Annotated in this window: 11 protein-coding genes and 1 pseudogene; 5 read left to right on the forward strand and 7 right to left on the reverse strand. The window is 63.4% G+C overall.

Annotation, left to right across the window (positions count from 1 at the left end):
* Nucleotides 1-81: 81 nt before the first annotated feature.
* Nucleotides 82-1,098, forward strand: a complete 1,017-nt coding sequence (locus GKR99_00800) for a hypothetical protein (protein NKB26170.1) — start codon at nucleotides 82-84, stop codon at nucleotides 1,096-1,098.
* Nucleotides 1,099-1,232: 134 nt separating this feature from the next.
* Here the strand turns inward: GKR99_00800 and GKR99_00805 are convergent, their stop codons facing one another.
* The 6 genes and pseudogenes from GKR99_00805 to GKR99_00830 form a co-directional block, all read right to left on the reverse strand.
* A complete protein-coding gene (locus GKR99_00805) occupies nucleotides 1,233-1,865 on the reverse strand; it encodes a uracil phosphoribosyltransferase (GenBank protein NKB26171.1) in 633 nt (210 codons plus the stop codon).
* Nucleotides 1,862-2,851 carry an adenosine deaminase gene (locus GKR99_00810; GenBank protein ID NKB26172.1) on the reverse strand — a complete coding sequence of 330 codons (990 nt, stop codon included), beginning with the start codon at nucleotides 2,849-2,851 and terminating at the stop codon, nucleotides 1,862-1,864. The genes GKR99_00805 and GKR99_00810 overlap by 4 nt, the downstream gene beginning before the upstream one ends.
* The gene (locus GKR99_00815) at nucleotides 2,848-4,056 is read right to left on the reverse strand and encodes a phosphopentomutase (protein NKB26173.1); all 1,209 of its coding nucleotides are present in this window, start codon (nucleotides 4,054-4,056) and stop codon (nucleotides 2,848-2,850) included. Before GKR99_00815 ends, GKR99_00810 begins: the two co-directional genes overlap by 4 nt.
* Entirely contained in the window at nucleotides 4,056-5,363 is a 1,308-nt protein-coding gene (locus GKR99_00820; GenBank protein ID NKB26174.1) for a thymidine phosphorylase, read from the reverse strand. Before GKR99_00820 ends, GKR99_00815 begins: the two co-directional genes overlap by 1 nt.
* Complete coding sequence (locus GKR99_00825) at nucleotides 5,360-5,842, reverse strand: cytidine deaminase (protein NKB26175.1); 483 nt, start codon at nucleotides 5,840-5,842, stop codon at nucleotides 5,360-5,362. Before GKR99_00825 ends, GKR99_00820 begins: the two co-directional genes overlap by 4 nt.
* A gap of 25 nt (nucleotides 5,843-5,867) precedes the next feature.
* Nucleotides 5,868-6,950 (reverse strand): annotated as a pseudogene (locus tag GKR99_00830) (cupin domain-containing protein).
* Nucleotides 6,951-7,076: 126 nt separating this feature from the next.
* Here GKR99_00830 and GKR99_00835 point away from each other — a divergent pair.
* The 3 genes from GKR99_00835 to GKR99_00845 all read left to right on the forward strand — a co-directional run bounded on the left by GKR99_00835 (nucleotide 7,077) and on the right by GKR99_00845 (nucleotide 12,033).
* Nucleotides 7,077-9,356, forward strand: coding sequence for an NADP-dependent malic enzyme (locus GKR99_00835; protein NKB26176.1), 2,280 nt, complete (start codon nucleotides 7,077-7,079; stop codon nucleotides 9,354-9,356).
* On the forward strand, nucleotides 9,349-10,056 hold the full coding sequence (locus GKR99_00840; GenBank protein NKB26177.1) for a hypothetical protein: 708 nt from the start codon (nucleotides 9,349-9,351) through the stop codon (nucleotides 10,054-10,056). Before GKR99_00835 ends, GKR99_00840 begins: the two co-directional genes overlap by 8 nt.
* An 84-nt stretch (nucleotides 10,057-10,140) precedes the next feature.
* The gene (locus GKR99_00845; protein ID NKB26178.1) at nucleotides 10,141-12,033 is read left to right on the forward strand and encodes an AMP-binding protein; all 1,893 of its coding nucleotides are present in this window, start codon (nucleotides 10,141-10,143) and stop codon (nucleotides 12,031-12,033) included.
* Between the two features lie 108 nt (nucleotides 12,034-12,141).
* On the opposite strand, the gene GKR99_00850 is transcribed toward GKR99_00845, so the two are convergent.
* Complete coding sequence (locus tag GKR99_00850) at nucleotides 12,142-12,909, reverse strand: NAD kinase (GenBank protein ID NKB26179.1); 768 nt, start codon at nucleotides 12,907-12,909, stop codon at nucleotides 12,142-12,144.
* Nucleotides 12,910-13,043: 134 nt separating this feature from the next.
* On the opposite strand from GKR99_00850, the gene GKR99_00855 reads away from it, so the two are divergent.
* Complete coding sequence (locus tag GKR99_00855; GenBank protein ID NKB26180.1) at nucleotides 13,044-14,324, forward strand: aminotransferase class I/II-fold pyridoxal phosphate-dependent enzyme; 1,281 nt, start codon at nucleotides 13,044-13,046, stop codon at nucleotides 14,322-14,324.
* The last annotated feature ends 123 nt before the right edge of the window (nucleotides 14,325-14,447 follow it).

Consider the following 14,447-nt stretch of genomic DNA (forward strand, 5'->3'; position numbering starts at 1 on the left):
GCAAGCCATTGTTGCAGCCGCCCTGCGCCCTCGGCTAAAGTGCGCGCAAACGAGGGCGGCGAAAGGGTCGTCGGGCAGGCCATGACAGATCTCAGCGACTCCCACCGGTCAGAAGCGCCGGGCCTGTGGCGTGCGGACGCAGAGTCCCAGCGCCAGAATGTCAGCGTTTCGGTTGGCGACAGTTCATTGGTGATCCGCTCGAACGCGGGCCAGACGCTGGCGCATTGGTCGCTGGCGGCGGTTGAACGGATCAACAAGGGCGAACGTCCGGCGCGCTTTGTCCCCGGTGCCGGCGCCGAAGAAGAGCTTGAAATCGAAAGCGATGACCTGACCAATGCAATCGAACAGGTGCGCCGCACAGTCGAACGTGAAGAACCCCACCCCGGGCGGCTGCGCCGGATCATCGTCATTGCCGCGTTCATTGCCGCTATCATCGGGCTGGCGGCCTGGCTTCCCGGTGCTGTGGTGCGCCATGCGGCGCGCGTCGTGCCGGATGCGAAACGCGCCGAAATCGGGTCGGCCCTGTTCGCCCACATCCGCAGATCCGCCGGTGCCCCCTGCACCGGGGCGCGCGGCAACGACGCGCTGGCAGCGCTTGACCAGCGATTGCGCGGCATCGGTGCCGGTGTTGTGCGGGTGATGCCGCAGGGCCTGGCTGATCCGGTGCACCTGCCCGGCGGGACGATTTTGCTGGGGCGTGCCGCTGTCGAGGATGTCGAAGAAGTCGAAGCAACCGCCGGATACATCCTGGCCGAAGATGCCCGCGCCCGGGCAACAGACCCGATGCGCGCCCTGCTTGACTGGGCCGGGCCCAGCGTGGCGTTCAGCCTGCTGACCAGCGGTAATGTACCCCCTGAACGGCTGGCGGCCTATGGAGAGGCGATGTTGACCCGCCCGCCCGCGTCACTGGACGACGAAACACTGCTTGCACGTTTTGAGGCCGCACGCGTTCCCGCACGCCCCTATGCGCTGGCGCGCGACATTTCCGGCGAAACCACATTGGCACTGATCGAGGCGGACGCAATTGTCCCGGCCCCGGACGAGCGCCTGATCTCGGACAGTGACTGGATCGCGTTGCAGGAAATCTGCGGTGGCTGATCCGGGGGGTGGGCCGTCGGATCGAAAATCCGCCGGTTCGTGGCCGCGGGCGATGGCTGGGGGGTCAACCCCCCAGACCCCCCGCCCAGACCCCCCGGAGTATTTTTGGCGAAAAGACGGGGGACGCGTGCTGGTTATTTGGTGCCGAACATCCGGTCGCCTGCATCGCCAAGACCCGGCACGATATAGCCCAGTTCATTCAGGTGGCTGTCGAGTGAGGCGGTCACAATCGGCACATCTGGATGCGCTTCTTTCATGCGGGCGACGCCTTCGGGGGCGGCCAGCAGGCAGAGGAACCGGATGTTCGTGGCCCCCGCCCCTTTCAGCAGGTCGATGGCCGCGGCCGAGCTGTTGCCTGTGGCCAGCATCGGATCGACCGCGATGACCAGACGTTCATCCAACTGGCCCGGCACCTTGAAATAATATTGCACCGGCTGCAGCGTTTCTTCGTCCCGGTAGAGGCCGACAAATCCGACGCGCGCACTTGGGATCAACTCCAACACGCCGTCCAGCAACCCGTTGCCCGCCCGCAGGATAGAGATCAGCGCCAGCTTGCGCCCGTCCAGCGTTGGCGCGTGCATTTTTTCCAGCGGGGTTTCGATTTCATGCGTCGTCATCGGCAGTTCGCGCGTCACCTCATAGGCCAGCAACATGCTGATTTCGCGCAACAACTGGCGGAACACGGCGGTCGGCGTCTCAACCTCGCGCATCAGCGAAAGTTTGTGCTGCACCAGCGGGTGATCGACGATGGTCAGGTAATCGCTCATGTGGTCGGCTCCAGTCGTTTCGCCAGTTTCGCGCGGGTGTCGTCGTCGCAGAAGGCGGCGTCGAGTGCAATCCGGTTCAGCGTCAGGAATTCGCCGTCGTCCCAGTCAAACGCATCGTTCAGGCGGTCGAATTCGTGGCGCATGGTGGTGTGGAAGAACGGCGGGTCGTCGGTCGAGACGGTGCATCTCACACCAGCGCGGCGAAGCTGGTCGATCGGATGGGACCGGACATCCGGGTAGAGGCCCAGCGCGACGTTGGAGCCGGGGCAAACCTCGAGCACGACGCCGTCTTCGGCAAGCTGGTCAACCAGTGCCGGGTCTTCGATGGAGCGCACACCGTGGCCGATACGTTCGACCCGCAGGTGGTCGAGGGCGTCCCGTACCGACTGCGGCCCGCCCCATTCGCCCGCATGGGTGGTCAGGCGCAGGCCAGCCTCGCGCGCGCAATCGAAGGACCAGACGAAATCAGCTTGGGAGAATTTCGCCTCGTCCCCGCCCATGCCCCAGCCCGTAACAAAACCGCCCGCCGTTTCCACCGCGCAGCGAGCTGTTTCGCGCGCCGCATCGGGGCCTTCGTGGCGCACGGCTGTGACAATGCCACGGGTGACGATACCGTCTGCCGCTTCGGCATCATCGGCCGCGGTCTTGATCGCGGCGAGGTAGTCACGCCAGGCTGACAGATCGCGCCCGCCGCAGAAATCGGGCGACAGGAACATCTCGGTGTAGATCACGCCGCTGGCGGCACTTTCTTCCAGCACCGCACGGGTCAGGCGATAGAAGTCATCGGGCGTTTGCAGCACGGCGGTCGCCGCCTCGTAAACCTTCAGGAATTCCCAGAAATCCTTGAAGGCATAGTTGCCCTGATCGTCGAACACGCCCGCCAGGTTCACCGATTTTTCGGCCGCCAGCCCGCGGATGAAGGCAGGCGGCGCGGCGCCTTCCAGATGCAAATGAAGCTCAATCTTGGGATGGTCAGAAACACTCATAGAAATGACTTTCCGGGGCCTTGAGAGGGAATGTTGAGGTGGGCGGCAACGCTTGCCGCGACATCGACGAAGGCGATCTGGCCAAGCGCGCGGGCGGGCGCGTCCGGGCCGCCGAACTTGGCGATGACAGGCGCACGCTCGCGCGTGTGATCGGTGCCAGTCCATGTCGGGTCATTGCCGTGGTCGGCGGTGAACAGGATCAGGTCGTCGGGCAACAGGCGGTCCAGCATTCGCGGCAATTGCGAGTCAAACCATTCCAGATGCCGGGCATATCCGGCGGGGTCGCGGCGGTGGCCATAAAGGCTGTCGAATTCGACGAAATTGGCGAAGGTGAACGATCCGTCGGGGGCCGCGTCCATGACCTCCAACAAGTGTTCCATCAGTTCGGCGTCGGTGCCTTTGCGGTTCTCATCAATGCCCCGCATCGAGAAAATGTCGCCGATCTTGCCGACCGCGATCACCTGACGGCCCGCCCCCTGCACCCAGTCGCACAGCGTGGGCGACGGCGGGTCGATGGCGAAATCCTTGCGGTTTTTGGTTCGGGAGAATCCGCCCTCAGCGTCGCCAATATAGGGTCGCGCGATAACCCGACCGACCTTCATGGCATGCAGGGTTGGTGCCAGCTGCTTGCAAAGGTCCAGCAGGCGGTCGAGGCCGAAGTGTTCCTCATGCGCGGCAATCTGGAACACGGAATCCGCCGAGGTATAGCAGATCGGCCAGCCAGTTTCGATATGTCGCGCGCCCTCATCCGCGATCACGACAGTGCCCGAAGCGTGTCGGTTGCCAAGGATGCCTTCGGTGCCTGCGATCCGGCACACCTCGGCCACCAGGTCATCGGGAAAGGCTGGTTCCATGTCCGGGAAATAGGTCCAGTCCCAGGGCACCGGCACCCCGGCCAGTTCCCAATGGCCGGACGGTGTGTCCTTGCCCGGCGAAACCTCGGTCGCCGCCCCCCAGAGGCCGGTCGGCGTCGCCTCCAACCCAGGCGCTTCGATGCCCGAGGCCAGCCGGACCGCCGCGCCAAGGCCCAGCGCGTCCAGGTTCGGCATTTGCAATGGTCCTGCGCGCCCGTCATCGGCCCGCCCGGCGGCGCAGTCTTCTGCGATATGGGCCAGCGTGTTGGATCCGGCGTCGCCAAAGGCTTCGGCATCCGGCGCACCGCCAATCCCAACGGAATCAAGGACAACAAGAATGGCGCGGGGCATCAGGGCAGCCTCAGATGAACAAGGGGTGGGAGGTCGGGCAAAGTGTCGCTGATCCGGATCGCATTGGCCAGCGCGGTTGCCGCAGCCTCGCCCGCTTCACGACTGGATGCGTGGATTTGCAGCAGCGGTTCGCGGGCGTCAACCTCATCACCCAGCGCGCGAATTCCGGTCAGCCCGACCGAGGCGTCGATGGTCTGCCCCTGTACCAACCGTCCACCGCCAAGGCGCACGACAACCTCGCCCATCATCCGCGCGTCCATCGCCGCGACATAGCCGGTTGCGGGCGCGGGTAAGTCAATGACCACAGGGGCCGCAGGCAGGCGGTCGCGCCAGCGGTCGGTGAAATCCGCCGGGCCACCCATGGCGGTGATCATTGCGCCGAACCGTTCCAGCGCAGCGCCCGATGCGATTGCACCTGCTACCATTCCCGCGCCTTCAGCGCTGTCGCTTGCCAATCCGGCCAGCTTCAGAACCGTGCCGCCCAGTTCACAGGTGATCTGCGACAGGCCGGAATCCGTGTCGCCGTCCACCAGTGCCTCCATCACCTCGATCACCTCAAGCGCATTGCCGACCGCCGGGGCAAGCGGTTGGTTCATATCGGTGATCAGGGCGGCGGTTGCGCAGCCCGCGCCATTCGCTGTTCCGACCAGCGCGTCGGCCAGCTCCGTTGCGTCCTGGGTCGTGGCCATGAAAGCGCCGCTGCCGACTTTTACGTCCAGCACCAAAGCCTCAAGCCCCGCAGCCAGCTTCTTGGACAGGATCGAGGCGGTTATCAGATCAACACTATCCACCGTCGACGTCACATCGCGCACCGCGTAAAGGCGCCGATCAGCCGGAGCGATATCACCGCTTGCCGCGACGATTGCGGCCCCGGCGCTGGCGACGATCCTACGGAACGCATCCTCGGGCTGTTCAGTGGTCAGCCCCGGTATCGCCTCCAGCTTGTCCAACGTGCCGCCGGTATGCCCCAGCCCCCGGCCCGAGATCATAGGCACATAGGCGCCCAAAGCGGCCAGTGCCGGGGCCAGCAGCAGCGAAACACAATCACCCACCCCGCCCGTGGAATGCTTGTCGAGTACCGGACCGGGCATGTCCCAGTGCAAGACCTCTCCGCTGTCGCGCATGGCGCGCGTCAGGGCAACGCGCCCGGCGTCGCCCAACCCGTTCAGGCAGACGGCCATCGCAAACGCCCCGGCCTGCGCGTCAGTGACCGAGCCATCGGCAAGACCCGCCGCGAACGCCGCAATGTCATCATCCTTTGGTCGGTCGCCGTTGCGCAGCGTCGCGATGACATCGCGCGCGATCATGCCAGATCGTCCGCGCCGAAGGCTCCGGGCAGCAGTTCGCCGACGGTGGTTTGACGTGTCGCGCCCCCGGCCGTGGCCATCGTGACCGTCACGTCGGCGGTTGCGAATTCAGCCAGCTTCTGGCGGCAGCCGCCGCAGGGCGGAACCGGGCGCGGTGCATCAGCGATCACCGCAACCTCCTGAATGCGCGTCTGACCGGCGGCAACCATCGCCGCAATCGCACCCGCCTCGGCGCAGGTTCCTTCGGGATAGGCCGCGTTTTCCACGTTGCAACCGGTGTAAACAACGCCGTCAGCAGCCCGGATCGCCGCGCCGACCCTGAAGTTCGAATAGGGGGCATGGGCGTTGTCACGCACCAAGCGCGCTGCATCCAAAAGCGTCATCTGCTGGCCTTTCATTAAAGCATGCCGCAAGCGTGGCGCGGGCGCGCGCTGATTGCAAGCGGCTGGGGAATTGGTGTGGTTCGCAACCTTTGGCAGCAGACTCTGGACAAGGAAGGGCGGCTCAAGTCCGGGTCTGAAACACACCGGGAAGCGACACTTCGAGGAGTTCAAGGTCGTCGCTGGGATCGGCGTAGCGTGTGTTCATGCCAGGCGGTATGACGAAGGCGTCGCCGGGTTCCAGTGCGTGGGGATCCTTGCCCTCCCCTTCCAGCGTCATGGTTCCGTCCATCACGAAGGTGAACAGGATGTCGCAGTCATGGTTGGTCCAGCCCGGCGCGCCCTCGCCCCGGCGAATGACGTGGACACCGGCGACGTCGGCGGTGTGTTCCGCGATAGTCGTATCGCGCGACTGATACCCCGGCAGCCGGAAGGGTGACCAGGTGGCCGCGTCGGCCTTGTGGTGGACAAACCGCTGGCCCTGAAATTCCCGTTCCGGGTTCACGGTGCCGTTGGGCAGGGTCATGTCGTGGTCGATTGTGGTTATGTGCTCGGCCGGGACGCCAATCTCGATCACTTCGATATTGTCGGATGCGAACAGCACCCGGTGGCGGATTTTCGGCGGCTGGATGACGCAGTTGCCGGCCATCAGGCGAAACGGCTCTCCCTGATCTTCGTACACAAGGTCGACCCAGCCGCGATAACAGAAGATCAACTGGAAACCGACGGTGTGATAGTGCACGACATCCGGCACCGAGCCGCCGTCGGGAATGCGGATGTGGCTGGCGATGATCGACCCGCCCAGACGATCCGGGATCAGATCGCGGTAGTGCATTCCTGCGCGCCCGATGACCCAAGGGGCTTGATCTGCCAGGCGGCGTACCACGAAAGCGTGCTACGTGTCGGGCATGATGACGGGCGGGTTCAGGTCGTCAATCTCGACCTTCGTGCCGCCGGGGCTGGTCAGGCTGCGCTGGCCTTTGGCGAAATCATCCGGCGCCACGCACAGAATACGAAGCGTTGCAGGTTCACCCCCGGCATCCGCATCGGCCCGTACCCGCAATCCGTGCCCGGAAAACACCGCCACCGCCGGATCGTCGGCGGGATAGATCGAATCCATCCGCATCCCAAGCAGCTTGGTAAAGAACGGAATGTCCTTGCGCAGGTCACGTGTCGGAATGCGAATTTCGGCGCGCGTCTCAGTCATTGTTGCCCTCAAGGTTCAATTTCGGGCAGAGTGGCGGGACGGCACCGCAATGACAAGTGCAAGCAAGCCAGGATAGTGCGGCAAATTGGATAGTTTACCATTGAACTATCGACAGAAGGGACTGAGATGAGCGACCAGAAAAAAGAAGATCTGCGACGGGCGGCGCTTGGCTATCACCAGTTTCCGCGCCCCGGAAAGCTTGAGATCAACGCCACCAAGCCGCTGGCCAATGGCCGCGACCTCAGTCTTGCCTATTCCCCCGGCGTTGCCGCCGCCTGCATCGAGATCAAGAACGATCCGGCGACGGCAAGTCTGTATACCGGGCGCGCCAATCAGGTGGCTGTGGTCAGCAATGGCACCGCCGTTCTGGGCCTGGGCAATATTGGCGCGCTGGCCTCCAAACCGGTGATGGAGGGTAAGGCGGTTCTGTTCAAGAAATTCGCCAACATCGACTGCTTCGATATCGAAGTGGATCAGTCCGATCCTGAAAAGCTGGCCGAGATCGTCTGCGCGCTGGAACCGACCTTTGGCGCGATCAATCTGGAAGATATCAAAGCGCCCGATTGCTTTATCGTTGAACGCATTTGCCGTGAACGGATGAACATTCCGGTTTTCCACGACGACCAGCATGGCACGGCAATCGTCGTCGGGGCCGCAGCGACGAATGCGCTGCATGTCGCGGGAAAGGATTTTGCGGATATCAAAGTCGTCTCGACCGGGGGCGGGGCGGCGGGGATTGCCTGCCTCAACATGCTGCTGAAACTTGGCGTCAAGCGCGAAAACGTCTGGCTGGTCGACATTGCCGGGCTGGTCTGGGACGGGCGCACCGAAGAGATGACGCCCCAAAAGGCGGAATACGCGCAGAAGTCAGATCTGCGCACGCTGGACGATGTCGTCGATGGGGCGGACCTGTTCCTGGGCCTCAGCGGTGGTGGCATCCTCAAGCCCGAGATGGTGGCGCGCATGGCGGACAGCCCGATCATCTTCGCGCTTGCCAATCCCGAACCCGAGATCGATCCAGAAGATGCCCGACAGGTTGCCCCCAAGGCGTTGATTGCCACCGGCCGGTCTGATTACCCCAATCAGGTCAACAACGTGTTGTGTTTTCCGTTCATCTTTCGCGGCGCGCTGGATGTCGGCGCGACCGACATCAATGACGAGATGAAGCTGGCCTGCATTGCCGGCATCGCCGCCCTTGCGCGTCAAACCACCAGCGCAGAAGCCGCCGCCGCCTATCAGGGCGAGGCTTTGAATTTCGGCCCCGATTATCTGATTCCCAAACCCTTCGATCCGCGGCTAATGGGTGTCGTCGCGACAGCCGTTGCAAAGGCGGCGATGGACACCGGCGTTGCCACCCGGCCGCTGGATGACATCGACGCCTACAAGGAAAAATTGGACGAAAGCGTCTTCCGCTCGGCGCTGATCATGCGCCCGGTGTTCGTGGCCGCCGCCGGTGCACAGCGCCGCATCGTCTTTGCCGAGGGCGAGGATGAGCGGGTTCTGCGCGCCGCCCATGCGATGTTGCAGGAAACCGTCGATGCGCCGATCCTGATTGGCCGCCCCGAGGTGATCGCCGCGCGGGTCGACCGGATTGGCCTGACCATCGACGCCAATGCCGAATTCGAAATCGTGAACCCGGAAGATGACCCCCGCTACCGCGATTATTGGACGACATACCACGAAATGCTGCAACGTCAGGGTGTTACCCCGGATCTGGCCCGCGCAATCCTGCGCACCAACACCACCGCAATCGGGGCCGTCATGGTGCACCGCGGCGACGCGGATTCGCTGATCTGTGGCACATTTGGGCAGTACCTGTGGCACCTGAACTACATCACCCAGATGCTCGGCACCGGCGGTCTGCACCCGGTCGGCGCGCTGTCCCTGATGATCCAGGAACAAGGGCCGTTGTTCGTGGCTGACACGCAGGTCCATCCCGAACCGACACCCGAACAGATCGCCGAGACCGTCATCGGGGCCGCGCGCCATGTGCGCCGTTTTGGTGTGGAACCCAAGATCGCCATGTGCTCACACAGCCAGTTCGGCAATCTTGACTGCGACACCGGGCGGCGGATGCGCGGCGCACTGGCGATCCTTGACGCCGAACCGCGCGATTTTGCCTATGAGGGCGAGATGCATGCCGATGCAGCACTAGACGCGGACCTGCGCGCCCGCATCTTCCCAAATGCCCGATTTGAGGGTCCGGCAAACACGTTGGTCTTTGCCAACACCGATGCTGCCTCGGGCGTGCGCAACATCCTCAAGATCCGCGCGGGCGGGTTGGAGGTCGGGCCGATCCTGATGGGCATGGGCAACCGGGCGCATATCGTCACCCCGTCAATCACGGCACGCGGATTGCTGAACATCGCCGCACTGGCAGGGACGCCAGTGGCGACCTATGGCTGAGATCGCAACACCGGATCGCTGGCATCTGATGTCATTCCCGCGGTCCGGAAACCATCTGCTGCGCACCTTGATCGAGGTGATGTCCGCCAGACCAACCGTCGGCAGCCCCGGCAATCATAAGGACCTGCCGATACACCGGACCGTCGCGGCGCAGGGCACCGGGAATATAACAATCCGCAATCCGACGCCCATTGGTTTTAAGTCGCACCGCCCACCTCAAGCGGTTCAATACGAAACCATCGCGCCCGGCGTCTGGGGCCTGATCTACCTGACCCGCGATCCGCGAGAGGCGATTGCCTCACACGCGGCGCGCGGCAAACCGCGACTGCCCGACCGGCTGCCGATTGTCCGCTCAATCAGATACCGTCGAAGAGTGCGCGACCTGGCGAAACGGTATGAGGATACGCTGTCGTTTTGCGAAAGTTTCGCCCCGGCGCGCCGATTCCACTTTCGGTTCGAAGACCTGACCGACCCGCTTGCCCGGCACCAGACGATCAAAAAATTGGCAGCGATCATGCATCTGCAACCACCCGACGCGGACGACCTCGACGCCATCTATGAAATGGCAAGAACCGCACAATCCTCGCTCCAGCGGCGGCGGCACAAGCAAAAGGCGCGGATCGCCGGTTTTGTACCGCCCAGCCTGCACTATGATCGGCTGTTGCACCGAATAGAGCAGGCCGATTCCAGCACCGCTTGACGCGCAACGGACAGGGCGCTCGTGCCAGCGCTTGCATGCTTGTGGTCGAGCCGCTTAAATCCCATCCGACAAACGGAGCCGAACATGACCACATACGCTGACCTATACCAAGCCTGGCATGACGACCCCGAGGCTTTCTGGATGGACGCCGCAGGCGCAATTGACTGGGTCAAGCCACCCAGCCGCGCCTTGGACGACACCAATGCGCCAATCTACAACTGGTTCAGCGATGCCCGGGTAAACACCTGCTGGAACGCGGTCGACCGGCATGTGGAAGCTGGCAATGGCGCGCGCACGGCCATCATCCACGACAGCCCGATCACCGGCACCACCTCAAAAGTCAGCTATGCCGAATTACGCGACCAGACTGCCCGTCTGGCTGGCGCCTTGCAGGGCCAGGGCATCGGGGTCGGCGACCGGGTCATCATCTATATGCCCATGGTGCCCGAAGCGCTGGTCGCGATGCTGGCCTGCGCGCGGATCGGGGCGATCCATTCGGTCGTGTTCGGTGGGTTCGCCGCCAATGAACTTGCCACCCGCATTGACGACGCAACCCCCAAGGCGATCATCGCGGCCAGTTGCGGGATCGAACCGGGGCGCATCATCGCCTACAAACCGCTGATCGACGGGGCGATCGAGCAGGCCGCGCATAAGCCCGAGGCCTGCATCATCCTGCAACGCGACCAGCAGCGCGCCGATCTGACGCCGGGGCGCGATCACGACTGGCACGAGGTTCAGCAGGGCGTCGCCCCGGCCGAATGTGTCCCGGTGGCAGGCGATCACCCCGCCTATATCCTCTATACCTCTGGCACCACCGGCGCGCCCAAGGGCGTCGTCCGTCCGACAGCGGGGCATCTTGTGGCGCTCAACTGGACGATGAAGGCAATCTACGACGTGAACCCTGGTGAGGTCTTCTGGGCCGCATCCGACGTCGGCTGGGTCGTGGGGCACAGTTATATCTGTTACGCTCCGCTGATTGCCGGGTGCACGACAATTGTGTTTGAAGGCAAACCGGTCGGCACCCCTGACGCGGGCACATTCTGGCGGGTCATTCAGGATCACAAGGTCACCAGTCTGTTCACCGCCCCCACCGCCTTCCGCGCAATCAAACGCGAAGACCCCGGCGGAACACTTGTCGCCAACTATGACATTACCACGCTGCGCACGCTGTTCTTGGCGGGTGAGCGTGCGGACCCCGACACCATCCATTGGGCCGAACGCACCCTGAACGTGCCGGTGATCGACCATTGGTGGCAGACCGAGACTGGCTGGGCCATCGCCGCCAACCCGATGGGGATCGAGGCTTTGCCAGTCAAAATCGGTTCTCCGTCAGTGGCCATGCCCGGATATGACGTGCAGGTGCTGGACGAAGGCGGCCACCCGGTTCCGGCCGGAACCCTTGGCGCGATCGCCGTCAAGCTGCCGCTGCCGCCGGGGTGCCTTCCCACCCTGTGGAACGCCGATGACCGGTTTCGCAAAAGCTATCTCGACACATTCCCCGGCTATTACGAAACCGGAGATGCCGGATACATCGACGAAGATGGCTATCTTTACATCATGGCGCGCACCGATGACGTGATCAATGTCGCCGGGCATCGCCTGTCGACCGGCGCAATGGAAGAAATCCTTGCCGGCCACCCTGATGTCGCCGAATGCGCCGTGGTCGGTGTCGCCGATGCCCTGAAGGGCCAACTGCCGGTGGGGTTCCTGTGCCTGAACGCAGGCAGCCAGAAGACCGAGGCCGAGGTTGTCGGCGAATGCGTCAAACTGATGCGCGACCAGATCGGCCCCGTCGCGGCCTTCAAGCTGGCTGTTCAGGTCGAGCGCCTGCCAAAAACCCGATCCGGCAAAATCCTGCGCGGCATTATGGCCAACATCGCCGACGGCGTGGCCTATAAACAACCCGCAACAATCGACGACCCGGCAATCCTGGACGAGATCAAGGCGGCGCTAATGCGTATCGGCTATCCGGGATAACACCGCCCTGCCCGTCACCTTTTTGCAAATACTCCTGCCGGAGGCATCCGCCAAATCGGGCTGAAAAGCCCGATTTGAATGAATCATGCGGCGCGAATACGCCTCAATTCAAGTGAACTGCTCGCGGATCAGACGTTCTTCCAGCCCGTGACCGGGATCGAACAGGATACGATGGCGGATGTCCGGGTCGCTGCGCACTTCAACCGCGAATACCCGCCCGGCGGATCGCCCGTCCGCCTCGGCCATCACGGGGCGTTTGGTCGGGTTTATGACCTCGAACCGCACCTTTGCGGCCTTGGGCAACAGCGCGCCGCGCCAGCGTCGGGGCCGGAACGCCGCCACCGCCGTCAACGCCAACACGTCCGAACCGATCGGCAGGATCGGCCCATGCGCGGAATAATTATACGCCGTCGATCCGGCGGGCGTACTGACCAGCGCGCCGTCGCAGACCAGTTCTTCCATGCGTTCACGCCCGTCGACGAATATCCGCAGTTTCGAGGCCTGCGCCCCGGCGCGCAGTAACGAGACTTCGTTGATCGCCAACGCCTCTTTGGTGCCGCCATCCTCGCATTCGGCGCGCATGGTCAGCGGGTTTATCACCTCTTCCACCGCTGCCGACAGGCGGTCGGGCAGATCGTCTTCGCCATATTCGTTCATCAGGAACCCGATGGTGCCGCAGTTCATGCCGTAAACCGGGGCGTCCAGGTCCATTGTTGCGTGCAGCGTTTGCAGCATGAAGCCGTCGCCGCCCAGCGCAACGATCACATCGGCATCCGCAGCATCAGCACTGCCATAACGCGCACTCAGCGCCGCAAGCGCATCCTGCGCCTGCGGTGTTTCGCTGGCAAGAAATGCGATCTGGCGGGTGTTGGGCATCTGCTTCCTTTCAACAATCCGCCAAGTCTTTGCCCGCCGTGCCGCTATTGGCAAGGGCAGCGACGTTTTGGCGCTTTTTTGACCCAGCCGACCACGATAAAAGCCGCGACAGACCCGGCGAAAGGACCAGCCCCATGTCCAGTGACTTTTTCACCCGCACCATCGCGTCTTCCGACCCTGAAATCGCCAGTGCCATCGCCCTGGAACACGGTCGCCAGCAGGACGAGATCGAATTGATTGCCTCGGAAAATATCGTCTCTGCGGCGGTGTTAGAGGCGCAGGGCTCGGTCCTGACCAACAAATATGCCGAAGGTTATCCGGGCAAACGTTATTACGGCGGCTGCCAATACGTTGATATTGCCGAGAATCTGGCGATTGAACGGGCCTGTCAGCTGTTTGATTGCCAATTCGCGAACGTTCAGCCCAATTCCGGCAGCCAGATGAACCAGGCAGTGTTTCTGGCGCTGCTAAAGCCGGGCGACACGTTCATGGGGCTGGACCTCAACTCGGGCGGTCACTTGACCCACGGGTCGCCCGTCAACATGTCGGGCAAATGGTTCAACGTGGTCAGCTATGGCGTGCGCCAGCAGGATGAACTGCTGGACATGGAGGACGTTCGCGCCCGCGCGCTGGAACACCGCCCCAAGCTGATCATTGCCGGCGGCACCGCCTATTCCCGCATCTGGGACTGGGCCGCGTTCCGCGCCATCGCGGATGAGATCGGCGCCTATCTGATGGTCGACATGGCCCATATCGCAGGTCTGGTGGCGGGCGGTCAGCACCCCTCGCCCCTGCCCCACGCCCATGTCTGCACCACCACCACGCATAAATCCCTGCGCGGACCGCGCGGCGGCATGATCCTGACCAATGACGCGGATATCGCCAAGAAGGTGAATTCCGCCGTCTTCCCGGGCCTTCAGGGCGGTCCGCTGATGCATGTGATTGCGGCCAAGGCTGTCGCCTTTGGCGAGGCTCTGCGCCCTGAATTCAAGGACTATGCCGCCGCTGTGGTCGCCAATGCGCAGGCGATGGCGGATGAGTTGATGAAGGGCGGGATCAACATCGTTTCGGGCGGGACGGACAACCACCTGATGCTGGCCGACCTGCGCCCCAAGGGCGTCACCGGCAAAGCGACCGAGGCGACGCTGGGCCGCGCGCACATCACCTGCAACAAGAACGGGGTTCCGTTCGATCCGGAAAAACCATTTGTGACCAGCGGGATACGCTTGGGCAGCCCGGCGGCAACCTCGCGCGGGTTCGGCACCGAAGAATTCCGCCAGATCGCCCGCTGGGTAGTCGAAGTTGTGGACGGCCTGGCCGCCAACGGGGACGAAGGCAATGCCGGAGTCGAAGACCGGATTCGCGGCGAAGTCACCGCACTCTGCGCGCGTTTCCCGATTTATCCGCAGACCTGAGGCAGGCGTTCTTGCAGCCCCGCGCGTGGCGTCAAACCACCGCTGCGGGTGGGCTGCACAACGTCGGCAAACCGTCGGCGAAGTGTATGGCAAACTGTATGGCAGACTGGATGCCCTAAACGC

Source organism: Paracoccaceae bacterium (assembly GCA_012103375.1).
Taxonomy (GTDB): domain Bacteria; phylum Pseudomonadota; class Alphaproteobacteria; order Rhodobacterales; family Rhodobacteraceae; genus WLWX01.